We start from the raw sequence: 24,407 nt of genomic DNA, 5'->3' as shown, positions 1-24,407 counted from the left end.
CCGAGGGAGATCGAGTCATGGAACTTCACGACGTCTGGTTCGTGCTCATCGCCGTGCTGTGGACCGGCTACTTCTTCCTGGAGGGCTTCGACTTCGGGGTCGGTGTCCTCACCAAGCTGCTCGCCCGCGACCGGGCCGAGAAGCGCGTCCTGATCAACACCATCGGTCCCGTCTGGGACGGCAACGAGGTGTGGCTGCTGACGGCGGGCGGTGCGACCTTCGCCGCCTTCCCCGACTGGTACGCCACGCTCTTCTCCGGCTTCTATCTGCCGCTGCTGGTCATCCTGGTCTGCCTGATCGTCCGCGGGGTCGCCTTCGAGTACCGGGCCAAGCGGCCCGAGGAGAACTGGCAGCGCAACTGGGAGACCGCGATCTTCTGGACCTCGCTCATCCCGGCGTTCCTGTGGGGCGTGGCCTTCGGCAACATCGTGCACGGGGTGAAGATCGACCAGCACTTCGAGTACGTCGGCACCCTCTGGGACCTGTTCAACCCGTATGCGCTGCTCGGTGGACTGGTGACGCTGACGCTGTTCACCTTCCACGGAACGGTCTTCACGGCCCTGAAGACCGTCGGGGAGATCCGGGAACGGGCGCGGAAGCTGGCGCGCTGGGTCGGTCTGGTGACCGCAGGTTTGGCACTGCTCTTCCTGCTCTGGACTCAGGTCGACAACGGCAACGGCAAGAGCCTGGTCGCGATGGTCGTGGCGGTCGCCGCCCTGGTTGCCGCGCTGGTGGCGAACCGGGCCGGACGGGAAGGCTGGTCGTTCGCGCTGTCCGGCCTCACCATTGTGGCCACGGTCGCGATGTTCTTCCTGACGCTGTTCCCGAACGTCATGCCGTCCTCGCTCGACGCGGACTGGAGCCTGACGGTCACCAACGCCTCGTCGAGCCCGTACACCCTGAAGATCATGACGTGGCTGGCGGCCATCGCCACTCCCCTCGTGATGCTCTACCAGGGCTGGACCTACTGGGTGTTCCGCAAGCGCATCGGCACCCAGCACATCGCTGAGACCGCGCACTGAGGTGTGTTTCACGTGAAACCAATCGATCCGCGCCTGCTCCGATACGCCCGGGCCACCCGCCTCTTCCTGGTGGCCGTGGTCGGCCTGGGCGGCCTCGGTGCCCTGCTGGTCATCGCCCAGGCGATGCTCGTCGCCGAGGTCGTGGTCGGCGCGTTCCAGCATGGTTCTGCGGTCGCGGAACTCAGCACTCCCCTGCTGCTGTTGGCCGCCGTCGCTGTCGGGCGTGGGCTCGTCTCCTGGCTCACCGAGCTCGCGGCGCACCGCGCGAGTGCCGCAGTGAAGTCGGAACTGCGGGGGCGGCTGCTGGAGCGGGCCACGGCGCTGGGGCCCGGTTGGCTGAGCGGGCAGCGGACCGGGTCGCTGGTCGCCCTTGCCACCAGGGGGGTCGACGCCCTCGACGACTACTTCTCGCGCTACCTCCCGCAGTTGGGACTGGCGGTGGTCGTGCCGGTGGCGGTACTGGCGCGGATCGTGACGGAGGACTGGGTCTCGGCGGCCATCATCGTCGGGACCCTGCCACTCATCCCCGTCTTCATGGTGCTGATCGGCTGGGCCACCCAGTCCCGGATGGACCGTCAGTGGCGGCTGCTGTCCCGGTTGTCGGGGCACTTCCTGGACGTGGTCGCGGGACTGCCGACGCTGAAGGTGTTCGGCCGGGCCAAGGCGCAGGCCGAGTCGATTCGACGCATCACCGGCGAGTACCGGCAGGCGACCATGCGGACGCTGCGGATCGCCTTCATCTCCTCCTTTGCCCTGGAGTTGCTGTCGACGCTGTCAGTGGCGCTGGTCGCCGTGACGATCGGGATGCGGCTCGTCCACGGCGAGATGCACCTGTACGACGGCTTGGTCATCCTCATCCTGGCCCCTGAGGCCTATCTGCCCCTGCGGCAGGTCGGCGCGCAGTATCACGCGGCGGCGGAGGGGCTGGCCGCCGCCGAGGAGATCTTCTCGGTGCTGGAGACGCCGGTGCCGACGTCGGGTACCGCTGCGGTGCCCGAGGGTGCGCTGGCCTTCGAACAGGTCACGGTCACCTACCCTGGGCGCTCGGATGACGCCGTCGCGGACGTGTCCTTCGAGGTCGCGCCCGGGGAGACGGTCGCGTTGGTCGGGCCCAGCGGCGCGGGCAAGTCGACGCTGCTGAACGTCCTGCTGGGATTCGTGCGGCCGGCCGGGGGACGGGTGCGGATCGGGGGAGCCGATCTCGCCGAGGTCGATCTGGCGGAGTGGCGGTCGCGCATCGCGTGGGTGCCGCAACGGCCGCAGCTGTTCGCCGGGACGATCGCCGAGAACGTACGGCTGGCCCGGCCCGACGCCGACGAGGCCGCGGTACGAGGGGCTTTGGGGGACGCGGGGGCGCTGGAGTTCATCGACGCGCTGCCCCTGGGGGCCGACACCGTGCTCGGCGAGGACGGGGCCGGGCTGTCCGCCGGGCAGCGGCAACGGCTCGCGCTGGCCCGGGCGTTCCTCGCGGATCGGCCGGTGCTGCTCCTCGACGAGCCGACGGCGGCGCTCGACGGAGGCACCGAGGCGGAGGTCGTGGCGGCGGTACGGCGACTCGCGGCCGGGCGGACGGTGCTCCTGGTGGTGCACCGGCCGGCGCTGCTGGGGGTGGCGGACCGGGTGGTGCGGCTGGCGGAGCCGGCGGTACCGGCTCCGGTGGAGGCCATGGTCAAGGCGTCCGCGGCACGTACGGTCGAGGTCAGCAGCCCTGCTTCGGCGGAGCCCGGGACGATCGAGCCGCCGGCAGAGGCGCGCGGCGTTCTCTCCCGTGTCCGCGCCATGTCCGGCCCCCGACGAGGCCGACTCGCGCTCGCGCTGCTGCTCGGGAGCCTTGCGCTCGGCAGTGCCGTGGGTCTGATGGCCACCTCCGGGTGGCTGATCTCGCGGGCCTCGCAGCAGCCGCCCGTGCTGTATCTGATGGTGGCTGTGACGGCGACCAGGGCCTTCGGGATCGGCCGGGCCGTGTTCCGGTACACGGAGCGCCTGGTCTCGCATGACGCCGTGCTGCGGATGCTCGCGGACACCCGGGTCGCCGTGTACCGGCGCCTGGAGCGACTCGCGCCGGCCGGTCTGCGTACGGCCCGCCGGGGTGATCTGCTCTCACGGCTCGTCTCCGACGTGGACGCCCTCCAGGACTACTGGCTGCGCTGGCTGTTGCCCGCCGGTGCCGCCCTCGTGGTGTCCACGGCCTCCGTGGGGTTCACGGCCTGGTTGCTGCCGGAGGCAGGTGCCGCGCTCGCCGTGGGCCTGCTGGCCGCCGGTGCCGGTGTCCCGCTCGTCACAGCAGCCGTGGCTCGCCGCGCCGAACGCAGGCTCGCCCCAGCCCGCGGGGAACTGGCGACGCGGGTGACCGATCTCCTCACCGGGACCGCGGAGCTGACCGTCGCCGGTGCTCTGCCCGCCCGTACCGCCGAGGCACGTCGGGCGGACGGCGTCCTCACCCGGATCGCCTCCCGCGCCGCCACTGCCACCGCCCTCGGTGACGGACTCACCGCTTTGATCTGCGGCCTGACCGTCACCGCCACCGCCCTCGTCGGCGCCCAGGCGGTCGCCTCCGGGCGGCTCGGCGGGGTCGCCATGGCCGTCGTCGTGCTCACTCCACTGGCAGCCTTCGAGGCCGTGCTCGGGCTGCCGCTCGCCGTGCAGTACCGGCAGCGGGTGCGCAGGAGCGCGGAGCGCGTCCACGAGGTGCTGGACGCGCCCGAGCCGGTACGGGAACCGGAGACCGCCGGGCAGGCGCCCGCCTCCCCGTTCCCGGTCGTCCTCGAGGGACTGACGACTCGGTACGAGGGCCAGGACCGGGACGCGCTCACGGGCCTCGACCTGAGCCTGACGGAGGGCCAAAGGATCGCCGTCGTCGGCGCATCCGGCTCCGGCAAGACCACGCTCGCGCAGGTGCTGCTGCGCTTCCTGGACGCGGACGCCGGCACCTACACGCTGGGCGGCGTGGACGCCTACGGGCTGCACAGCGACGACGTACGGCGGCTGGTGGGGTTGTGCGCGCAGGACGCACATCTCTTCGACAGCTCGGTGCGCGAGAACCTGCTCCTCGCCAAGAAAGACGCGACCGAGGAGGAGCTGTGGGACGCGCTGAAGCGGGCCCGCCTGCTCGACTGGGCCGAGAGCCTGCCCGATGGGCTCGACACCCTGGTCGGCGAGCACGGGGCGTGGCTGTCCGGCGGGCAGCGGCAGCGGCTCGCGCTGGCCCGGGCACTGCTCGCCGACTTCCCGGTCCTCGTCCTGGACGAGCCCGCCGAGCACCTCGACCTGCCCACCGCCGACGCGCTCACCGCCGATCTGCTGGCCGCCACCGAAGGCCGTACGACACTCCTCATCACGCACCGGCTGGCAGGACTCGAGTCGGTGGACGAGGTGGTCGTACTCGATGAGGGACGGGTCGTGCAGCGGGGTCCCTACGCGGAGCTGACGCGCGTGGCGGGGCCGCTGCGGGAGATGGCCGAGCGGGAGGCGGAGTCGGAGTTGCTGGTGGCGGCACGCGGGGCTCTGGTCGGCTGAGCCGCAGCAGCCCCCTACAGCCGTTCCAGCATCCTCTCGATCACGACGGCCACTCCGTCGTCGTTGTTGGCGACGGTCCGGCCCGAAGCAGCGGCGATCACGTCCGGGTGGGCGTTGCCCATCGCGTACGACTGTCCGGCCCAGGTGAGCATCTCGACGTCGTTGGGCATGTCCCCGAACGCGACGACCTCCTCATGCGAGATGCCGCGCTCGGCGCAGCACAGGGCGAGCGTGCTGGCCTTGGAGACGCCGGGTCCGCTGATCTCCAGCAGGGCGCTGGGGCTGGACCGGGTGACGTTGGCGCGGTCACCGATGGCGAGGCGCGAGAGGGTGAGGAAGGCGTCCGGATCGATCGAGGGGTGGTAGGCGAGGATCTTCAGCACCGGCTCGGCGGCACCGGGACCGTCCTCGGCCAGCAGTTCCTCGGCCGGTGCGAGGTTGTCGGGGATCTCCATGTGCAGCTTGGGATAGTCCGGCTCCTGGTAGAAGCCGTACGTCTGCTCCACCGCGTACACCGTGCCGGGCGCCGCCTCCCTCAGCAGCCCTACGGCGTCGAGGGCGTTCTCCCGGGCCAGCTCGCGTACCTTCACGAACCGGTGGGCGCCGGGGCCACCGTGCAGGTCGACCACCGCGGCGCCGTTGCCGCAGATGGCGAGGCCGTGGCCGTGGACGTGGTCGCTGACGACGTCCATCCAGCGGGCCGGGCGGCCGGTGACGAAGAAGACCTCGATGCCCGCCTCCTCGGCGGCGGCGAGAGCCGCGACCGTGCGCGGGGACACCGACTTGTCGTCACGCAGCAGAGTGCCGTCGAGATCGGTGGCAATCAGGCGCGGAGGTATGTCGGCGGCCGGGGTCTCGGGCTGTCGAGTAGCTGAGGTCACCCGCTCATTCTCCCGCACATGCCTGCACGACCGGACGGGTGCCCGCACAGGTGAGACATACCTGACCCAGGAGCGGACCCCACCCGCCCCGGTGCTGCCGCCTCAGCCCAGCTGTGCCGGTGCCTCCATGGCGATCTGCTCGAAGACCTTCTCGTCGGCGGCGAAGTCGGAGTCGGGGATCGGCCAGTGGATCACGAGCTCCGTGAAGCCGAGCTCCCGGTGGCGGCCCGCGAAGTCGACGAAGGCGTCGAGGGACTCCAGCGGGCGCCCGCGGTCCGGGGTGAAGCCGGTGAGCAGGATCTTGTCCAGCGAGTCCACGTCCCGCCCGAGCGACGCGCAGGCGTCGGCGAGCTTGTCGACCTGGCCGCGGAGGGCCTGGAGGGACTGCTCGGGCGTGCCGTTCTCGTAGAGCTTCGGGTCGCCGGTGGTCACCCATGCCTGCCCGTGGCGTGCGGCGAGCCGCAGGCCGCGGGGACCGGTGGCGGCCACGGCGAAGGGCAGCCTGGGCCGCTGGAGACAGCCGGGGATGTTGCGGGCCTCGTGCGCCGAGTAGAAGTCGCCCTCGTAGGACACCGAGTCCTCAGAGAGCAGGCGGTCGAGCAGCGGGACGAACTCGGCGAGCCGGTCGGCACGCTCGCGCGGGCTCCACGGATCCTGGCCGAGCGCGGTGGCGTCGAAGCCGGTGCCGCCCGCGCCGATACCGAGGGTGACGCGGCCGCCGGAGATGTCGTCGAGGGTGATCAGTTCCTTGGCCAGGTTCACCGGGTGCCGGAAGTTCGGCGAGGTCACCAGGGTGCCCAGGCGCAGCCGGTCGGTGACGCCCGCGGCGCCGGTCAGTGTGGGCAGGGCACCGAACCAGGGGCCGTCGCGGAAGGTGCGCCAGGACAGGTGGTCGTAGGTGTATCCGGTGTGGAAACCAAGCTGGTCCGCGCGCTGCCATGCCTCGCGGCTCCCCTCGTTCCAGCGGCGGTAGGGGAGGATCACGGTACTCAGGCGCAGACTCATGTGTCCGAGCGTATGCGGTGGGCACTGTTTCACGTGAAACAGTGACTCACGGCGGCTCGGTGGTGGCGAGGTGGTCCATGCCACGGTCCATGCCGTGGTCCATGGCGTCGATCATCTCCCGCCGAGGCTCAGTGCTGCTCGGGAAACCGCAGGTAGCGCGGTGGGACGGACTGGGTCAGCCACACGCCGTTCGCGCTGACGTGGAAGACATGGCCGTCGCGGTGCATGGCTTCCGCGTGCACGGAGAGCACGACGGGCCGGCCGCGGCGGGAGCCGACCCGGGTCGCTGTCTCGCGGTCGGGCGAGAGGTGTACGTCGTGCCGGTTCATGGGGCGCAGTCCCTCGGCGCGGATCGCGTCCAGGTAGCGCGCCACCGTGCCGTGGTAGAGGTACGGCGGCGGGGTCGCCGGTGGCAGGCCGAGGTCGACGTCGATGCTGTGGCCCTGGCTGGCACGGATGCGCGTGCCGTCGATCGCGAAGCGCTGTTTGTCGTTGGCGGCGACCACGTGGTCCAGCTCGTCCCGGGTGAAGCGGAAGCCGTGCTCGGTGGCCGCGGCGATCAGTACGTCGATCTCGACCCAGCCGGCCTCGTCGAGTGTGAGCCCGATGCGTTCAGGCTGGTGGCGCAGATGCTTCGAGAGGTACTTCGAGACCTTCACGGTGCGTCTCTCGTCCCTCTCGCGTGGCTTGTTCTCGTTCATCCCGCCAGGGTGCCGGGAGAGACGTGAATCACGCGAATGATTTTGGACCGGATGTTTGATCCACAACCAAGTGTAGTTATCCACAGGCTACTTGGCGTTTCTGTGGACAACTCCCTGTCATGTCAGCCCCCTTCGTCAAGATCGACTGGGGGCCGTCCATTTGACGTGAGCGCATCCAACGCCCTTGCCCGCACCTCCCGTTCAGCCGCCAGCACAAAGAACTCCGCCGCCCGCTCCACCCCAACCAGCCCTTCCACCGCCCGCATCGTCTCCTCGGGCACGGACACGGAACGTGACGCCCGACGCCCATCCGACGTCTCCTCGGAACCGAGGTGCTGCCGCAGCTGTCGTACCGCCAACGTCCGCATCGCGCGCGCGAGTTCGGCGTCCACGGTCTGCTGCGCGAGCGGCCGCAGCCGGCGGACGAGTGAGGCGGCTTCGGCGGCGTCCGCGTCGGTCGGCTGGTGCGGTCCTTGCAGGTAGCGCGCGAAGACGTGCTCGGTGGTGAACTCAAGGAAACGGGCGGCGATGTGCTCGACCTGTCCCCTCAACTCCCGCAGGTGGCCGGAGATCGCGGAGAGCGGGACCCCGGCCGCGTACAACTCGGCGGCCACGGCGAGCTCTTGGGGGCTCGGCACGAGGAAGGTGCTGTCGTCGCCGGGTACCGGCTCCAGTACGCCGAGCTCCACCGCCTCGGCGACCGCGGTCTCGTCGGGGGTGCCGCCGAAGCGGGCGTCCAGTTCGGCGCGGGAGATCCGGACGGCCTCCTCGTCGGTCCACGGACCGTCGACCTCGGCGACAAGACCGAGGATGCCGCCGAGGCCACGGCCGGAGTCGTAGGCCTCCAGGAGCTCCTTGATGGAGGCCAGGCCGTAGCCGCGGTCGAGGAGGTCGGCGATCTGGCGCAGCCGGACGAGGTGGGTGTCGGTGTAGATGTTGGCCCGGCCGCGGCGCTCGGGACGGGGGAGCAGTCCGCGGTCCTGGTAGGCGCGGATGGTGCGGACGGTGGCGCCGCTGAGGCGGGCGAGGTCCTCGATCCGGTGGGCGGGGGTGTCGCTCACGCGGCGGCCCGCGCCGCCGGTGACCGCTTCAGGTACTCCACCGCACGGCTCAACGACCCCTCCTGCGACGGGTGGTAGGACCGCCGGAGGTACCGCGGTATGGCCGCGCCGAGCTCTCGCCAGGCAGGCAGCAGCCCTTTTCGTACGGCCCTCTCGTGCTCCTTGAGGGAGTAGCGCAGGCGGCCCGCGAGCTGTGGGTCGTGGCGGATCAGGTAGGCGGTCCCCCACAGCCACAGGTGGAGCATCACCGGGGCGGTGACCGCCATGCCCGCGATCCGGCGGGCGTATCGGGGCGTTCCGGTGCCGCCACAGTGCTGGTACATGTCGAAGGCGACCGCGCGGTGTTCGACTTCTTCGGCGCCGTGCCAGCGCAGCAGGTCGAGCATGACCTCGTCGGCGCAGGCCCGGTCGAGTCCGTCGGCGGCCAGCACCCAGTCGCCGAGCACGGCGGTGAACTGTTCGATGGCGGCGACGACCGACAGCCGGAAGCGCAGCCACTCGCGCGCGGGAATGGGCGCGTTGAGGGGCGGGCGCTCGCCGAGCAGCCGCTCGAAGAGGAAGTCGACGTACTTGGTGAAGTCGGCGGTGTCGAGCCGCTGCGCCGCCAGGTGGTCCAGTACGTGTGTGTGCTGGACGCTGTGTGTGGCCTCCTGGCCCATGAACCCCTTGACGTCGGCGCGGAGTCCGGGGTCGCTGACCAGCGGCAGGCCTTCCTTGAGGACTTTCACGAACCAGCGCTCCCCCGCCGGCAGCAGCAGGTGCAGCACGTTGATGACGTGGGTCGCGGTGGGTTCGCCGGGGATCCAGTGCAGGGGCGTGCGGGACCAGTCGAAGGACACCCGGCGCGGGGCGATCTCGTGGCTCACAGCGGCGGCTCCAGCCGTGCGATCGCCCGGAGTGCCTTCGGCGCCCACCGGGCCATGACGCGTGCGCCGCGGGCCTCGGGCGTGACCGGTACGACGGCCTGGTTGCGCACGACCGCTCGCAGGATCGCGTCGGCGACCTTCTCGGGCGGGTAGTTCCGCAGCCCGTAGAGGCGGGCCGTGCGTTTCTGGCGGCGTTTCTCCTCGTCGGCGTCGACGCCCGCGAAGCGCGCGGTGGAGGTGATGCTGGTGTTGACGAAGCCGGGGCAGATCGCGCTCACGCCGATGCCCCGGCCCGCGAGTTCGGCGCGCAGGCTCTCGCTGAGCATGAGGACGGCCGCCTTGGAGGTGCCGTAGGCGGACAGCGCCTTGGAGGGCTGATAGGCGGCCGCCGAGGCGGTGTTGACGATGTGTCCGCCCTGTCCGCGCTCCACCATCTGCTTGCCGAAGAGCCGGCAGCCGTGGATGACGCCCCACAGGTTGACGTCGAGGACCTTCTTCCAGTCCTCGGTGGTGGTGTCGAAGAAGGAGCCGCCGAGTCCGATGCCCGCGTTGTTGACCAGGACGTCCACCACGCCGTACTCGGCGGCGACCTTGCCGGCGAGTTTCTCCATGGCCTGTTCGTCGGAGACGTCGACGGTCTCCGCCCAGGCCTCGGGGGCGCCGACCAGCCGGGACAGTTCCGCGGTGCGGGCGGCGGCCTCGGCGTCCCGGTCGACGGCGACCACGCGCGCGCCGGCCTCCGCGAAGGCGAACGCCGTGGCGCGGCCGATGCCGCTGCCCGCGCCGGTGACCAGCACGAGCTGTCCGCCGAACCGGTCGGCGTACTTCCCGGTCGCCCGCACAGCGGTCCGGCCGCCTTCGACGGACGTCACGAACTCCGTGATCCACGCGGACAGCTGGTCCGGGCGTGAGCGCGGGACCCAGTGCTTGGCGGGGAGGGTGCGCCGGGTCAGCTGGGGTGCCCACTGCTCCAGGCCGTCGCAGAGCTTCTCCGAGAGGAACGCGTCCCCCAGGGGCGTGATGAGCTGCACGGGCGCGTGTGCGTACGCGTCGGTGCGCGGGCGGCGCAGCCGGGCCCGGACGTTGTCCCGGTACAGCCACGCGCCGTGGGCCGCGTCGGTGGGCAGCGAGGAGGTCGGGTAGCCGTCGGCGGGGACCTTCTCGGCGCGCTCCAGGAGCCGCGGCCAGGCCTTGCCGAGCGGGCCGCGCCAGGCCAGTTCGGGCAGGCCGGGGGTGTGCAGCAGGTAGACGTACCAGGATTTTGCGCTCTGCCCGAGCAGCTGGCCGACCCGGCGCGGGGTGGGGCGCCTGAGGCGTCCCGCGATCCAGTGGCCGAGGTGGTCGAGGGACGGTCCGGACATCGAGGTGAAGGACGCGATGCGCCCCTCGGTGCGCGGGACGGTGACGAACTCCCAGGACTGCACCGAGCCCCAGTCGTGTCCGACCAGGTGCACGGGCCGGTCCGGGCTGACGGCGTCCGCGACGGCCAGGAAGTCGTCCGTCAGCTTCTCCAGGGTGAACCCGCCGCGCAGCGGCTTCGGTGCCGTCGACCGGCCGTGGCCCCGGACGTCGTAGAGGACGACGTGGAACCGGTCGGCGAGCCGGGCCGCGACCTCGGACCAGACCTCCTTGCTGTCCGGGTAGCCGTGCACCAGGACCACGGTCGGCTGCCCCGGGTCGCCCAGTTCGGCCACGCACAGTTCGACGCCACCGGTTCGCACCCGGCGCTCCCGCGCACCTTCCAGCAAGCTCACTTCGCCTCCGCCCAGCGCCGCACGTGCGGCAGATCGTCGTCCAGCCAGAAGGCGCTCTGCTCGGGGTCCCTGGAGTCGGTGACGACCAGGATCTCCTCGAACTTCGCGCCCGTGCCCCGGAATCCGAGGTGGGGTTCGACCGCCCACAGGCCCGGTCGCGGCGGGTGGTCGGAGAAGCGGTACGGCGACCACAGGGGCGACCAGCCCTCGCGGTGGCCGTGCAGCGCGTCGGCGGCCAGGCCCTTCAAAGACTGGGTGCCGAACCCGAAGACGTGCGGTGACCAGCGGCGCTGCTTGACCTGGTCGACCTTGTGGGCGATCACGCCGAAGGGGTACGCGCGGTGCCGGTTGGCGTAGCCCTGGCGGACCATGAGGCGGTCCACATCCTCGTAGATCTCGCGCAGCGACCGCCGCTCACGGACCTCGCGCAGGATCAGCTCGCGGTGCGCCTCGAGGTCGGCCATCAGTCTCTCCTGGACGGGGTTGATGCCCAGCGAGCCGGAGTAGCCGATGTCGGCGGTGAAGCCCTCGTACACCGGGGCCATGTCCAGGATGAACGGCATGCCGGGCGCCAGGCGGCGGTCGGTCGGGAAGAACTGCAGCGGAACGCGGAAGCCCGTGAACGCCGTGCGGTCACCGAACCAGGCGAACGGCAGGTGGAACCAGTCCCGTACGCCCCGCTCGCGCAGCCACTCGCGCTGCATCCGGGCGGCCTGCCGCTCGCTCACGCCGGGCTCCAGACGGGCCGCGACCGCCTCCGCGCACTCGTACGCGAGCCGCTGGACCTGCCTGAATCCCCGCAACCGGGCGGAGAGTCCGCTGTTCACTGCCGTCGTCATGCCGCCTCGTCCCCGTCGACTGCGGTACGTGCCCGTAACGTGACACTGGCGAATGTGACAGTTGTTAGAGGCTGCGTCAATAGGCCGGTTCGGGCTGTGGAAAAAGCTGCCGATGTGGAAAACGGAGGCCGCGTTGTTCTACTTCAGGGTGACCCCTAGGTGCCCGTACCTCTGGAGTCTGATGCCAATGCAGCTCTGCGGGGTGACGACCTGAGTGGTCCGCGTCACTACTGTCGACGACGTGACTGTGATCGCGACCGAAAGCCTGAGCAAGCGGTTCCCCCGGGTGACCGCTCTTGACCGGCTCTCCTTGGACGTCGGACCCGGTGTGACCGGACTCGTCGGAGCCAACGGAGCCGGCAAGTCCACCATGATCAAGATCCTGCTGGGTCTGTCCCCCGCCTCAGAGGGCCGTGCCGAAGTGCTCGGGCTCGACGTCGCGACCAAGGGCGCCGCCATCCGCGAGCGTGTCGGCTACATGCCGGAACACGACTGCCTGCCGCCGGACGTCTCGGCCACCGAGTTCGTCGTGCACATGGCCCGTATGTCCGGTCTGCCGCCCACCGCCGCGCGCGAGCGCACCGCGGACACCCTGCGCCATGTCGGCCTGTACGAGGAGCGCTATCGCCCCATCGGCGGTTACTCCACCGGCATGAAGCAGCGCGTGAAGCTCGCGCAGGCCCTGGTGCACGACCCGCAGCTGGTCTTCCTCGACGAGCCGACCAACGGCCTCGACCCGGTCGGCCGCGACGACATGCTGGGCCTGATCCGCCGCATTTACACCGACTTCGGCATCTCGGTCCTGGTGACCTCGCACCTCCTGGGCGAACTGGAGCGCACCTGCGACCACGTCGTCGTCATCGACGGCGGCAAGCTCCTGCGCTCCAGCTCCACCACCGACTTCACCCAGACCACGACGACCCTCGCGGTCGAGGTCACCGACACCGACCAGCACCCGGACGGCACCCGCGCGGTGCGCGAGGCGCTCCACGCGCGCGGGATGGAGGTCCTCGACTCCCAGAGCGGTCTGCCGGGCGCCGGTCACATCCTGCTGCTGACCGCAGAGGGCGAGGAGACCTACGACCTCGTCCGGGACGTCGTCGCCGACCTCGGTCTCGGCCTGGTGCGCATGGAGCAGCGCAGGCACCACATCTCGGAAGTCTTCACGAACGAGGACGAGCAGCGGAAGGAGGCCGTCAGCCATGGCAGTTGAGAACCCGGCCGCCCCCTCGGGCGACCAGACCCGCATCCACAACATCGGCTACCGCACCTACGACGGACCTCGCCTCGGCCGTTCCTACGCCACCCGCTCGCTCTACTCGCAGTCCCTGCGCGGCGCCTACGGCCTCGGCCGCTCGGTGAAGTCCAAGGTGCTGCCGATGCTCCTGTTCGTCGTGATGTGCGTGCCCGCGGCCATCATGGTGGCCGTCGCGGTCGCCACGAAGGCGAACGACCTGCCCGTCGACTACACGCGCTACGCGATCATCATGCAGGCCGTCATCAGCTTGTACGTCGCCTCACAGGCCCCTCAGTCCGTCTCGCGCGACCTGCGCTTCAAGACCGTGCCGCTCTACTTCTCGCGGCCCATCGAGACCGCGGACTACGTGCGCGCGAAGTACGCGGCTCTGGCCTCGGCGATGTTCATCCTGACCGCCGCCCCGCTGATCGTGCTCTATGTGGGCGCGCTGCTGGCCAAGCTGGACTTCGCCGACCAGACCAAGGGGTTCGGACAGGGACTGGTCTCCGTGGCGCTGCTCTCGCTGCTCTTCGCCGGTATCGGCCTGGTCATCGCGTCGGTCACCCCTCGCCGCGGCTTCGGTATCGCGGCGGTGATCGCCGTGCTGACCATCTCCTACGGCGCGGTCTCCACCGTCCAGGCGATCGCCGACGCTCAGGGCAGTTCCAGCGCCGTCCCGTGGATCGGCCTGTTCTCGCCGGTCACGCTCATCGACGGACTGCAGTCGGCGTTCCTCGGCGCGAACTCGGCGTTCCCGGGAGCGGTCGGCCCGTCGAGCGGCGAGGGCGTGGTCTACGTCCTGGCCGTCCTCGGCCTGATCGCCGCGAGCTACGGCATCCTGATGCGCCGCTACAAGAAGGTGGGACTGTGACCACGCTCCAGATCGACCATGTCTCCCGCTGGTTCGGCAACGTGGTCGCCGTCAACGACATCACCATGACGATCGGCCCCGGCGTCACGGGCCTGCTCGGCCCCAACGGCGCCGGAAAGTCCACCCTCATCAACATGATGGGCGGCTTCCTCGCCCCCTCCACCGGCACCGTCACCCTCGACGGACAGCAGGTGTGGCGCAACGAGGCGATCTACCGGCACATCGGCATCGTCCCCGAGCGCGAGGCGATGTACGACTTCCTCACCGGCCGCGAATTCGTCGTCGCCAACGCCGAGTTGCACGGCCTGGGTGCCAAGGCCGCCCAGAAGGCGCTGGCCACCGTCGAGATGGAGTACGCGCAGGACCGCAAGATCTCGACGTACTCCAAGGGCATGCGCCAGCGCGTGAAGATGGCGTCCGCCCTGGTCCACGACCCCTCGCTGCTCCTGCTCGACGAACCGTTCAACGGCATGGACCCGCGCCAGCGCATGCAGCTCATGGACCTGCTGCGGCGCATGGGCGACGAGGGCCGTACCGTGCTGTTCTCCTCGCACATCCTCGAAGAGGTCGAGCAGCTCGCCTGGCACATCGAGGTCGTCGTCGCGGGCCGGCACGCGGCCAGCGGTGACTTCCGCAAGATCCGCCGTCTGATGACGGACCGTCCGCACCGCTACCTGGTGCGTTCCAGCGACGACCGGGCCCTGGCGGCCGCGCTGATCGCCGACCCGTCGACCTCCGGCATCGAAGTCGACCTGGCGGAGGGCGCGTTGCGCATCCAGGCGGTCGACTTCGGCCGTTTCACCGCGCTGTTGCCCAAGGTCGCGCGCGACCACGGCATCCGGCTGCTCACGGTCTCGCCGTCCGACGAGTCCCTCGAGTCCGTCTTCTCGTATCTTGTCGCGGCGTAGGAGGCCGAAGATGTACGACCCCACAGTCGCCCGACTCACCTACCGGGCTCTGCTCGGCCGCCGTAGGGCCCTCATCCTGGGCGCCCTGCCCTTGCTGCTGATCGCGATCTCCGTGATCGTGCGCGCCCTCGTCGGCGCCGACGACCAGACCGCCTCCGACCTGCTGGGCGGGCTCGCGCTCGCCACCATGGTGCCGATCATCGGTGTCATCGCGGGAACCGGCGCGATCGGCCCGGAGATCGACGACGGCTCGGTGGTGTACCTGCTGTCCAAGCCGCTCAAGCGGCCGACGATCATCTTCACCAAGCTGATCGTGGCGATCGCCGTGACGATGGTGTTCTCGGCCCTGCCGACGCTGATCGCGGGATTCATCCTCAATGGCAACGGCCAGCAGATCGCCGTCGCCTACACGGTGGCCGCGCTGGTCTCCTCGATCGCCTACGCGGCGCTCTTCCTGCTGCTCGGCACGGTGTCCCGGCACGCGGTGGTCTTCGGGCTCGTCTACGCGCTGGTCTGGGAGGCCCTGTTCGGCTCCCTGGTCGCCGGGGCGAGGACTTTGAGCGTCCAGCAGTGGTCGCTGGCCGTCGCCCACAAGGTCGCGGGCGGGGATCTGGTCACCTCGGACGTCGGACTGCCGACGGCCACGGTGCTGTTGGTCGTGGTGACCGTCCTCGCCACCTGGTACGCGGGACAGAAGCTGCGGTCGCTGACGCTGGCGGGCGAGGAGTAGGCGCCCCCTGACATACCACTGTTGTCTGACGTACCACTGATGTCCCGCTTACTGACAGGGACTTCATCTTTGTCCGGGCAGACTGGACAAAGGGGAACGTTCGGCTGCGAGTCGAAGGGAACGGGCATGGCAGACGACTGGGACGACCTCGTCCTGGACGAGGACTTCATACAGTCCGCAGGGACGACCGAGCCGTCTGCCCGCGCCCGGATGCTGGCGGCGCGCTGGCGTGACGAGGAACCCGAACCGCAGCCCTGGCGCTCCGACGAGCCGCCCGCGGGGTGGTTCTTCAGCAAGCGCCGACGGCGCTGGCGGCGCCGATAGCCTCGAACGCACGGCCGTATTTAATCGGTGGCGCCCAACTCGTCGTACAGGCAGAGTGGTTGTGTCCACACCGCCGGACGACGGTCCGGCGCCACGTTCTGGGGAGGAGCCGGGCGATGTCCATGCACGACAGTACGTCCAGCTCCCGTCAGGGCAGCACGCGGAGGCCTCCGGTGTAGTTACGCCACCGTCGAGTCCACCCGCAGGAACTGCCCGGGGCGGCCGCTTCGAGCACGCGATGTCGCTCTCGCGTGAGGCCGCCCACCCGGAGGATTGGCCGAGTGGTAAGGCACTGGCTTGCTAAGCCAAGGTCGGGCCTGGAAAGCCCGCGCACGTTCGATTCGTGCATCCTCCGCGAGACGTTGTCACTGGGACCTGGCCGGGCTTCTTGGCCGGAGTACGTCAAGAAGGGCCGACGGGTTCTGAACCTGCCGGGGCAGGCGGCCGTCGTCGGCGAAGAGTGCGGCGGTGCGCCGGCCGGTTGCAGCCTGATCGTCGACCCGCTCGGCCCCGGCGGCGCAGCGGCCGTGGGACCAGTGCACGCGTTGCCGGCCATCGACGACCTCCGGCCTTTGACGAGCTTCCGGCCCAGCCGGACAGTGCGCAGCCGTCAGCCCAGCAACCGCTCCAGCACCACCGCGATCCCGTCCTCCTCGTTGGAGGACGTCACCTCGTCGGCGACCGCCTTCAGTTCCTCGTGCGCGTCCGCCATCGCCACGCCGTACGACGCCCAGGCGAACATCGGGAGGTCGTTGGGCATGTCGCCGAAGGCGATCGTGTCCGCGGCTTTCACCCCCAGGCGGCGGGCGGCCAACGACAGGCCCGTGGCCTTCGACAGGCCCAGCGGGAGCAGTTCGACGATGCCCTGGCCCGCCATCGCGACCGTGACGAAACCGCCCGCTGCCCGAACGGCGGCCCGCGCCAACTCGTCGTCCGACAGCTCCGGATGCTGGATGTAGATCTTGTTCAGCGGGGCGGCCCACAGATCCGACGCGTCCGTGAACGGCGTCGACGGCAGGGCGCCCGTCACCGCGTACCCCGGCCCGACCATCACGTCGCCGTCGAGGCCGTCGCGGCTCGCCGCCAGGTACAGCGGGCCGACCTCCGCCTCGATCTTCGCGAGGGCCACGCCGGCCAGCTGCCGGTCCAACGTCACCGACGTCAGCAGACGGTGCTCGCCGGCGTGGTACACCTGCGCGCCCTGGGCGCAGACCGCGAGGCCGTCGTAGCCGAGGTCGTCGAGGACGTGCCTGGTCCAGCGGGCCCCGCGTCCCGTCACGACGATGTGGACGGCGCCCGCCGCGGTGGCCGCGGCGAGCGCGTCACGGGTGCGCTGCGAGACCGACTCGTCGGAGCGCAGGAGCGTTCCGTCGAGGTCGGTCGCGATCAGCCGGTACGGAAAGCCACTGCTCACTTGGCGACCGGTTCCAGCAGCTCCCGGCCGCCCAGGTACGGACGCAGCACCTCGGGCACCCGCACCGAGCCGTCGGCCAGCTGGTGGTTCTCCAGGATCGCCACGATGGTGCGCGGTACGGCGCACAGCGTGCCGTTGAGCGTCGCCAGCGGCTGGATCTTCTTGCCGTCGCGCATGCGGACGGACAGGCGGCGCGCCTGGAAACCGTCGCAGTTGGAGGCCGAGGTCAGCTCGCGGTACTTGCCCTGGGTCGGGATCCACGCCTCGCAGTCGTACTTGCGGGACGCCGAGGCGCCGAGGTCGCCCGAGGCCACGTCGATGACCTGGAACGGCAGCTCCAGACCGGTCAGCCACTGCTTCTCCCAGTCCAGGAGCCGCTTGTGCTCGTTCTCCGCGTCCTCGGGGGCGACGTACGAGAACATCTCGACCTTGTCGAACTGGTGCACGCGGAAGATGCCCCGGGTGTCCTTGCCGTAGGTGCCGGCCTCGCGGCGGAAGCACGGCGAGAAGCCGGCGTAGCGCAGCGGCAGCTTGTCGGCGTCGAGGATCTCGTCCATGTGGTACGCGGCGAGCGGGACCTCGGAGGTGCCGACCAGGTAGTAGTCGTCCTTCTCCAGGTGGTAGACGTTCTCCGCGGCCTGGCCGAGGAACCCGGTGCCCTCCATGGCGCGCGGGCGGACCAGCGCGGGGGTGAGCATCGGGATGAAGCCCGCCTCGGTGGCCTGCGCGATCGCCGCGTTGACGAGGGCCAGCTCCAGCAGGGCGCCGACGCCCGTCAGGTAGTAGAAGCGGGAGCCGGACACCTTGGCGCCGCGCTCGACGTCGATGGCGCCCAGCGCCTCGCCGAGCTCCAGGTGGTCCTTGGGCTCGAAGCCCTCGGCGCCGAAGTCGCGGATGGTGCCGTGCGTTTCCAGGACGACGAAGTCCTCCTCGCCGCCCACGGGGACGTCGGGGTGGACGAGGTTGCCGAGTTGCGACGCGAGGCGCTTGGTCTCCTCGTCGGCGTCGTTCTGCGCGGCCTCGGCTTCCTTGACGTCGCCCTTGAGCTGCTCCGCCTTCTTCAGGAGCTCGGCGCGCTCTTCCGGAGTGGCCTTGGGGATGAGCTTGCCGAGCGACTTCTGCTCGGAACGCAGCTCGTCGAAGCGGGCGCCGGACGACCTGCGCCGCTCGTCGGCAGACAGGAGGGCGTCGACGAGGGCGACGTCCTCTCCACGGGCGCGCTGGGAAGCGCGCACTCGGTCGGGGTCCTCACGGAGCAGGCGAAGGTCAATCACGCGGTCAAGGCTACCGGTGCGGGGATACGGCTCACGACTCACTATTCCCGGACGTGGCGAATCGCGGCTTACGTTCTGTTATGGGTGAATTGCGGTACGTGTCAATGAAAAGTACCTGGATCGCCGGGAGGAAGCATGTACGAGGAGCGGGGTTGACTCGACTCCCTTGTGGAGAGCGGGACTTGGCGCACGGTTGTCCACAGGGATCCACACCCCTCGAGAAGTTATCCACAGGCTGTGCGGAGGATCTGTGGATTTCGGAATTGATCACTCCGAAACTTGGGGGTCACGCCGACGATTCCCGTCGCAAACCCACATCTATCCCTACTTTCGAGTGGAAAGCGGTCGCTCCAAAGAGTTAACCAAGGGAAAAGGATGGACGAAGGGTGATGCGGGCGTCTGTGAACGCCGGAGAGGCCTGTAGGCCGATTTGTCGACAGGGTCGCGCTTTGGTGTCGACTTGTCCCCAGGTCGAGACACATACCTGTGGATAACTTCTGTGGATAACTAAGATCTGCAGGTAGGACAGGTCAGAAGCGCCCGTCCTGGCATCGGGCCACCCAGTCCGAGGCCGCCATGAACTCCTCGTCCGAGGTGCCGGTCAGGGGCGCCCGCAGGTCCGCCGGTTCCTTGTCCGCACGCGGGTACGAACCGAGGAAACGCACCTCGCGGCAGATCCGCTTCAGCCCCATCAGCGCCTCCGCCACCCGGCGGTCGGTGATGTGGCCCTCGGCGTCGATGCAGAAGCAGTAGTTGCCGATGCCCGCACCCGTGGGCCGGGACTGCAGCAGCATCAGGTTGATACCGCGGGTGGCGAACTCGCCCAGCAGGTCACGCAGCCCGCCGGGGTGGTCGTCGCGCTGCCACAGCACGACGGAGGTCTTGTCGGCGCCGGTCGGTGCGGCGGGCCGGGCCGGGCGGCCGACCAGCACGAACCGCGTCTGGGCGTTCTCGGCGTCGTGGATCCCGGTCTCCAGCGCCTGAAGGCCGTAGCGGGCGGCCGCGAACTCGCCGGCGAAGGCCGCGTCGTACTGACCCTCCTGGACCAGCCGGGCCGCGTCCGCGTTCGAGGCGGCCGACTCCCAGTGGGCGTCCGGAAGATGCGTCTTCAGCCAGTTGCGCACCTGCGGCTGGGCGGCCGGGTGCGCCGAGACCGTCTTGATGTCGGTGAGCTCCGTGCCCGGCCTGACCAGCAGCGCGAAAGTGATCGACAGCAGCACCTCGCGGTAGATCATCAGTGGGGCGCCCGCGACCAGTTCGTCGAGGGTGGTGGTGATGCCGCCCTCGACGGAGTTCTCGATCGGCACGAACGCGGCTTCGGCCTCACCCGCGCGCACCGCGTCCAGCGCGGACTGCACCGACACGTAGGGGATCAGCTCCCGGGTCGCCGCCTCGGGAAGCGTCCGCAGCGCGACTTCGGTGAAGGTGCCCTCAGGGCCGAGATAGGCATAGCTGGCTGGCATGACCTCACCCTAATGGCCCTTGTGGAACAGGACGCGGATGTCTCACGACTGCCCCTCCGCTGAGTGAAACGGCGTGACCTAGGGCCGCCCCCAGACGTTCGCGTGACCCCGCCCCGCCCGCACCCTCACCCCTCCAGCAGCGCCTGCCCCACGTACTCCCCCTCCGCCGCCCCGCCCGGCACCGCGAACAGACCGCTCGCCTCGTGCCGGATGTACGGGGAGAGTGCGTCGCCGCGGTCGAGCTTGCGCTGGAGCGGGACGAAACCGCGCAAGGGGTCGGCCTGCCAGCAGACGAACAGGAGCCCGGCGTCCGGCACCCCGTCCGCGTCGATGCCGTCGTGGTACGAGAACGGACGGCGCAGGATGGCCGCACCCCCGTTCTGGTCGGGCCGGGTGATCCGGGCGTGCGCATTGATCGGCACCACCAGATCCCCCTTCGCGTCCGTCTTCTCCAGGTCCATCGGCGTCGTCTCGGTGCCCCCGGACAGCGCAGCGCCGTTCGCCTTCCGGCGCCCGATGACGGCCTCCTGGGCCCCGAGGGAGAGCTTCTCCCAGTCGTCCAACAGCATCCGAATCCGTCGTACGACGGCGTAGGAGCCGTTCGCCATCCACGCGGGCGTGCCGGACTCCGGGACGAAGACGCGCTGGTCGAAGTCGGGCTCGTTCGGCTTCGGATTGCGCGTGCCGTCCAGCTGGCCCATGAGGTTGCGGGCCGTCATGGGGTGGGCCGTGGCCCCCGGCGTGCGGTTGAAGCCGTTCATCTGCCAGCGGACCTTCGCCGCGCTGCCCGCGTCCTTCTGGACCGCGCGCAGGGCGTGGAAGGCGACCAGGGCGTCATTGGCGCCGATCTGCACCCACAGATCGCCGTTGCTGCGGGCCTTGTCGAGCTGGTCGGAGGAGAAGTCGGGCAGCGGGTCGAGGGCGACCGGCCGCTGCTTCTCCAGCCCGGTGCGGGCGAAGAAGCTGTGCCCGAAGCCGAAGGTCAGCGTCAGCGAGGAGGGCCCGGCGTCCCGGGCGACATCCGTGTCGTCGGACCCGGAAGCCTCCCCCGCCATCAGCCGTCGAGCCGTCTGTGACCAGCGGCGCAGCAGCGCGGCGGCCTCCTTGCGGCCTGCGCCCGCCGCCAGGTCGAAGGCGACGAGATGGCCGCGGGCCTGGAGGCCCTCGGTGATGCCGGGCTGATGTTTCACGTGGAACATCACCTCGGTGCTGCCCACGGAGGTCAGCGGAGTCGCCCCGGCGGGCGCGGAGGCGTACCCCACGGCTCCGCCGGCCGCGCCCAGGACGAGCCCGGTGGCGCCGGCGGTGCCGAGCAGGGCGCGCCGCGAGATGCCGCCTCCGGCCGGGACGCCCCCCTCGGTGGAGGTGCCCCCCTCGACGGAGCCGCCCCCTTCGGTGCCGGCGACGGGAATGGACTGTTCAGCCATGGTGCGGTTCAGCCGATCTGCGCGTTCTTGGAGACGGTCGTCTGGTCGATGTCGGAGGTCCGTACGGTCACGGCGACCTTCCAGTCCCCCGCCATGGGGATCTGCACGTTGCTCGCCGACCAGTGGCCCGTGGCGATGCGGTCCGGGGTGATGGCCAGCGGCCCGATCTTCTTGGCCTCCAGGGTGAGGGCGACCTTGACCTCGGGGATGTCGAAGGCGCGGCCGTTGGGCCGCTGGACGTAGACGTGCATCTCGTTGCCGCCTACGCGTGCGGGGTCGAAGTCGACGGTCACGACGCCCTTGCCGTCCGTGCCGCCGGTGTCGAAGGACATGTCCAGGGTCACCGCCCCGGATCCGGCCGACGAGGACGAGGAGGACGAGGAGGTCGCCTTGGCCGCCTTGGCGTCCTCCTCCGTACGGCCGGGCTCGGTCTGCGTCAGCACGGTCGTGACCGCCAGCAGCACGACCGCGACACCGGCCTCGGCGAGCACCGAGCGGCGCAGCCCGAACCGGTTCGGATCGGCGTCCCGGGTCCGCTTCTGCCGCGCGGTGTCCATCGCGGCCTGCTGCCGGGCGAGTTGAGCGGCCCGCTTGGAGCCGGCGCCCTTGGACTTGCCGGAGCCGGACGCACTCGCAGCGACCCGCTCCTTCTGAGGCGCCCGCTTGTTCTGCTTCTGCCGCACGACGGTGTCGGCCAGCTGGGCTGTCCACCGACGCGAGATGAACGCGATGCCGACCAGCAGCGCCACCAGTCCGATCTTGACCAGCAGCAGCTGCCCGTACCGGGTCTCGGTGAACGCGGACCAGGAGCCGAGCTGCCGCCAGGACTGGTAGACGCCGGTCGCGACCAGCGCGAACACGCTGCCGAAGGCGACCTGGGAGAACCGTCGTACGGCGGCCGACTCGATCGGCGCGTCGGAGCGGTACAGCGCGACGAGCAGCGCGGTCAGCCCGCCGAGCCAGGTGGCGACGGCCAGCAGGTGGACGACGTCGACGGGCATCGCGATGCCCGCCTGGAGCCCGACCGAGGCGTGCTCGGCCATCGCCCAGCTCGCCGCGAGTCCGGCCGCGACGACGGTCCCGCCGATCGCGAGCCCGAAGGTGAGGTCCCGCTTCTCCTCGTCCTCGCGCTTGTCGTAGGCCCCGAAGAGCACGGAGATGAACAGCGCCGCCGCCGCGAGCAGGAGCAGCCGGGAGACCAGGGCCGCGCCCGCCTTGGTCTGGAGCACGTTTCCGAGCAGGTCCAGGTCGAAGACGTCCCCGACCTTCCCGGAGCCCGTGTAGGAGCCGCGCAGCAGGAGAAGCAGCAGGGTGGCCGAGGTGAGCGTGAGCCAGCCGCCGACGACGAGCCGCTGCATGGGCTTCACTCCGGCGCCGCGCTGCCAGCAGCCGAGCACGAACGCGGCGCCGCCGACCAGCACGATGAAACCGGCGTACGACATGTACCGCCCGAAGCCGTACAGCCAGCCGACGACCCCGCCGCCCGCGGTGTCCCCGGAGACGGAGACGGAGGTGGTCGAGGGGGCGCCGACGGAGAAGGTGTAGGCGCCGGCGACGGGATGGCTGTCGGCGGAGACGACCTGGTAGGTGACGGTGTAGGTGCCGTCCGGCAGGCCGCTGTGGACCTTGATGCCGTATGTCGTGCCGCCGGCCTCGAACGGCTTGCCCTGCTGGACGGCCTTGCCCTTGGGGTCGAGGACCCGCAGCGAGTCGTTCGACAGGGCGACCTTCTCGGAGAAGGTCAGAGAGACCTGGTCGGGCGCCTTGTCGACCACCACCCCCTGCTGGGGGTCGCTGCCGGTGAGCGCGGCGTGCGCGGAGGCCGGCCCGGCCGTGGTCAGCAGCAGGCCGCACGCGGCCAGGAGCAGCAGTACCAGGGTCCGGACGCGGGGGGCGATGGTCTGCGTCAAGGTGATCCCTCCCTCAGTGTCCGGTCTTCGGGACGTACGTCGCCGACTTCACCGGCATCTTCACGACGACGGGGTCGGACTGGGCGAAGTGCAGTTCGACGGTGATCGTCTGCCCCTGCTTCGGAGCCTGCTTCAGCTTGTCGAACATCAGATGGTTGGCGCCGCTTTTGAACACGAGTTGACCGTGGGCGGGGACGGAGAGGCGGGAGACCTCCTCCATCGCGCCGCCGGTCGTCTCGTGCATGGTGACCTCGCCGTCGTCGCTGGTGACCGAGGTCAGCTCGGCCTTCGACGAGCCGGAGTTGGAGATGGTCAGGAACCCGGCGGCCATGTCGGCGGAGACGGGCTGCGGGATGTAGGCGCCGGAGACGGTGAGCCCTCCCGAGGAGCCGTCGGAATCCGAACAGCCGGCCAGCAGCAGGACCGCTCCCGTCAGTACGGCGAGCCCGGTGGACGAACGCTTCACGGGTTCTGCCCCTTGATGAGCTTGGGCAGGTCCTTGGTGTAGTCGTCGACGGTGGCGTCCTCACCGTAGAGGACGTACCCCTTGTCGGTCTTCGGGGAGAAGGCGACGACCTGGGTGCCGTGCACCGAGACGGTCTTGCCGGTCTTCTTGTCCTTGTGGGACGGCTCGATGGAGATGCCGAGGGTGCGGGCGCTCGCCTGGATGGTGGCGAAGTCCCCGGTCAGGCCCACGAACGCGGTGTCGATGCCCTTGAGCCACTTGCCGAGTTCGGCGGGGGTGTCGCGGGCCGGGTCGGTGGTGACGAACACGACGGTCAGCTTGTTCTGCTCGGACTTGGACAGCTGCTTCTTGGCGACGGCGATGTTGTTCATCGTGAGCGGGCAGATGTCGGGGCAGTGGGTGTAGCCGAAGTAGATCAGGGTCGGCTTGCCCGCGGTCTCCTTGCGGAGGTCGTACTTCTCGCCCTTGGTGTCGGTGAGGACCAGGTCCGGCTTCTCGAACGGCTGGTCGAGGACGGTGGCGGCCTTGTCGGATCCGGCCTCCTCCGAGACCACGGAGACGGGCGAGCTGCTGTCGTCACCGCTGCCACAGGCGGAGAGGGTCAGGGTGGCGGCGGCGATCAGCGCGGCCGCGGCGAACGTCTTCTTGCGCATATCAAAATGTCCCAGATGTAAGAATTTCGGTGTGCGCCGGGGTCGTACGACCCCGGCGCGTCCCGCGAAACAGGTCAGGCGAACG

21 protein-coding genes and 1 tRNA gene are annotated in these 24,407 nt (G+C 70.1%); 8 read left to right on the top strand and 14 right to left on the bottom strand.

What is annotated here, in order from left to right; genetic code table 11:
- Positions 1 to 17: 17 nt before the first annotated feature.
- Positions 18 to 1,022 (top strand): cytochrome d ubiquinol oxidase subunit II, encoded by a 1,005-nt coding sequence (gene cydB, locus ACIBJB_RS17010; RefSeq protein WP_398931192.1) that lies wholly within the window; start codon positions 18 to 20, stop codon positions 1,020 to 1,022.
- A gap of 12 nt (positions 1,023 to 1,034) precedes the next feature.
- Positions 1,035 to 4,538, top strand: a complete 3,504-nt coding sequence (cydD, locus tag ACIBJB_RS17005) for a thiol reductant ABC exporter subunit CydD (RefSeq protein WP_398931190.1) — start codon at positions 1,035 to 1,037, stop codon at positions 4,536 to 4,538.
- A 14-nt stretch (positions 4,539 to 4,552) separates the two neighbouring features.
- Here cydD and ACIBJB_RS17000 read toward each other — a convergent pair whose 3' ends face one another.
- The 7 genes from ACIBJB_RS17000 to ACIBJB_RS16970 form a co-directional block, all read right to left on the bottom strand.
- Positions 4,553 to 5,419 carry a Cof-type HAD-IIB family hydrolase gene (locus tag ACIBJB_RS17000; RefSeq protein ID WP_398931188.1) on the bottom strand — a complete coding sequence of 289 codons (867 nt, stop codon included), beginning with the start codon at positions 5,417 to 5,419 and terminating at the stop codon, positions 4,553 to 4,555.
- 102 nt (positions 5,420 to 5,521) lie between these two features.
- A complete protein-coding gene (locus ACIBJB_RS16995; protein WP_398931186.1) occupies positions 5,522 to 6,424 on the bottom strand; it encodes an LLM class flavin-dependent oxidoreductase in 903 nt (300 codons plus the stop codon).
- Between the two features lie 128 nt (positions 6,425 to 6,552).
- A complete protein-coding gene (locus ACIBJB_RS16990) occupies positions 6,553 to 7,125 on the bottom strand; it encodes an RNA 2'-phosphotransferase (RefSeq protein WP_398931184.1) in 573 nt (190 codons plus the stop codon).
- A gap of 122 nt (positions 7,126 to 7,247) precedes the next feature.
- Entirely contained in the window at positions 7,248 to 8,186 is a 939-nt protein-coding gene (locus tag ACIBJB_RS16985) for a MerR family transcriptional regulator (RefSeq protein WP_398931182.1), read from the bottom strand.
- On the bottom strand, positions 8,183 to 9,052 hold the full coding sequence (locus ACIBJB_RS16980) for a metal-dependent hydrolase (RefSeq protein ID WP_398931180.1): 870 nt from the start codon (positions 9,050 to 9,052) through the stop codon (positions 8,183 to 8,185). The genes ACIBJB_RS16985 and ACIBJB_RS16980 overlap by 4 nt, the downstream gene beginning before the upstream one ends.
- The gene (locus ACIBJB_RS16975; RefSeq protein ID WP_398931178.1) at positions 9,049 to 10,806 is read right to left on the bottom strand and encodes an SDR family oxidoreductase; all 1,758 of its coding nucleotides are present in this window, start codon (positions 10,804 to 10,806) and stop codon (positions 9,049 to 9,051) included. The genes ACIBJB_RS16980 and ACIBJB_RS16975 overlap by 4 nt, the downstream gene beginning before the upstream one ends.
- On the bottom strand, positions 10,803 to 11,645 hold the full coding sequence (locus tag ACIBJB_RS16970) for a M24 family metallopeptidase (protein WP_398931176.1): 843 nt from the start codon (positions 11,643 to 11,645) through the stop codon (positions 10,803 to 10,805). Before ACIBJB_RS16970 ends, ACIBJB_RS16975 begins: the two co-directional genes overlap by 4 nt.
- Before the next feature lie 247 nt (positions 11,646 to 11,892).
- Between ACIBJB_RS16970 and ACIBJB_RS16965 the strand changes: the two genes are divergently transcribed.
- The 6 genes from ACIBJB_RS16965 to ACIBJB_RS16940 all read left to right on the top strand — a co-directional run bounded on the left by ACIBJB_RS16965 (position 11,893) and on the right by ACIBJB_RS16940 (position 16,070).
- Positions 11,893 to 12,858, top strand: a complete 966-nt coding sequence (locus ACIBJB_RS16965) for an ABC transporter ATP-binding protein (RefSeq protein WP_398931989.1) — start codon at positions 11,893 to 11,895, stop codon at positions 12,856 to 12,858.
- Positions 12,848 to 13,753 (top strand): ABC transporter permease, encoded by a 906-nt coding sequence (locus ACIBJB_RS16960; protein ID WP_398931174.1) that lies wholly within the window; start codon positions 12,848 to 12,850, stop codon positions 13,751 to 13,753. Before ACIBJB_RS16965 ends, ACIBJB_RS16960 begins: the two co-directional genes overlap by 11 nt.
- Complete coding sequence (locus ACIBJB_RS16955; RefSeq protein WP_062041169.1) at positions 13,750 to 14,661, top strand: ABC transporter ATP-binding protein; 912 nt, start codon at positions 13,750 to 13,752, stop codon at positions 14,659 to 14,661. The genes ACIBJB_RS16960 and ACIBJB_RS16955 overlap by 4 nt, the downstream gene beginning before the upstream one ends.
- Positions 14,662 to 14,671: 10 nt before the next feature.
- Entirely contained in the window at positions 14,672 to 15,391 is a 720-nt protein-coding gene (locus tag ACIBJB_RS16950; RefSeq protein ID WP_062041172.1) for an ABC transporter permease subunit, read from the top strand.
- 126 nt (positions 15,392 to 15,517) lie between these two features.
- Entirely contained in the window at positions 15,518 to 15,715 is a 198-nt protein-coding gene (locus tag ACIBJB_RS16945; protein ID WP_069759589.1) for a hypothetical protein, read from the top strand.
- Between the two features lie 267 nt (positions 15,716 to 15,982).
- Positions 15,983 to 16,070, top strand: a tRNA-Ser gene (locus ACIBJB_RS16940).
- Positions 16,071 to 16,325: 255 nt separating this feature from the next.
- Here ACIBJB_RS16940 and ACIBJB_RS16935 read toward each other — a convergent pair.
- The 7 genes from ACIBJB_RS16935 to ACIBJB_RS16905 form a co-directional block, all read right to left on the bottom strand.
- On the bottom strand, positions 16,326 to 17,129 hold the full coding sequence (locus ACIBJB_RS16935; RefSeq protein ID WP_398931171.1) for an HAD family hydrolase: 804 nt from the start codon (positions 17,127 to 17,129) through the stop codon (positions 16,326 to 16,328).
- Positions 17,126 to 18,403: a serine--tRNA ligase gene (gene serS, locus ACIBJB_RS16930; RefSeq protein WP_398931169.1), complete on the bottom strand. Its 1,278-nt coding sequence runs from the start codon at positions 18,401 to 18,403 to the stop codon at positions 17,126 to 17,128. Before serS ends, ACIBJB_RS16935 begins: the two co-directional genes overlap by 4 nt.
- Positions 18,404 to 18,933: 530 nt before the next feature.
- Complete coding sequence (pheA, locus tag ACIBJB_RS16925; RefSeq protein ID WP_398931167.1) at positions 18,934 to 19,866, bottom strand: prephenate dehydratase; 933 nt, start codon at positions 19,864 to 19,866, stop codon at positions 18,934 to 18,936.
- Positions 19,867 to 19,991: 125 nt separating this feature from the next.
- Positions 19,992 to 21,293 (bottom strand): iron uptake transporter deferrochelatase/peroxidase subunit, encoded by a 1,302-nt coding sequence (efeB, locus tag ACIBJB_RS16920; RefSeq protein ID WP_398931165.1) that lies wholly within the window; start codon positions 21,291 to 21,293, stop codon positions 19,992 to 19,994.
- A gap of 8 nt (positions 21,294 to 21,301) precedes the next feature.
- Complete coding sequence (locus tag ACIBJB_RS16915) at positions 21,302 to 23,203, bottom strand: copper resistance CopC/CopD family protein (protein WP_398931163.1); 1,902 nt, start codon at positions 23,201 to 23,203, stop codon at positions 21,302 to 21,304.
- A gap of 13 nt (positions 23,204 to 23,216) precedes the next feature.
- Complete coding sequence (locus ACIBJB_RS16910) at positions 23,217 to 23,669, bottom strand: copper chaperone PCu(A)C (RefSeq protein ID WP_398931161.1); 453 nt, start codon at positions 23,667 to 23,669, stop codon at positions 23,217 to 23,219.
- Positions 23,666 to 24,322, bottom strand: a complete 657-nt coding sequence (locus tag ACIBJB_RS16905; RefSeq protein ID WP_398931159.1) for an SCO family protein — start codon at positions 24,320 to 24,322, stop codon at positions 23,666 to 23,668. Before ACIBJB_RS16905 ends, ACIBJB_RS16910 begins: the two co-directional genes overlap by 4 nt.
- Between the last annotated feature and the right edge of the window lie 85 nt (positions 24,323 to 24,407).

It is taken from the genome of Streptomyces sp. NPDC050759 (assembly GCF_044456945.1).
Classification (GTDB): Bacteria; Actinomycetota; Actinomycetes; order Streptomycetales; family Streptomycetaceae; genus Streptomyces.
The sequence above is the reverse complement of the archived record's forward strand: the minus strand, read 5'-3'. Positions and strand labels throughout refer to the sequence as shown.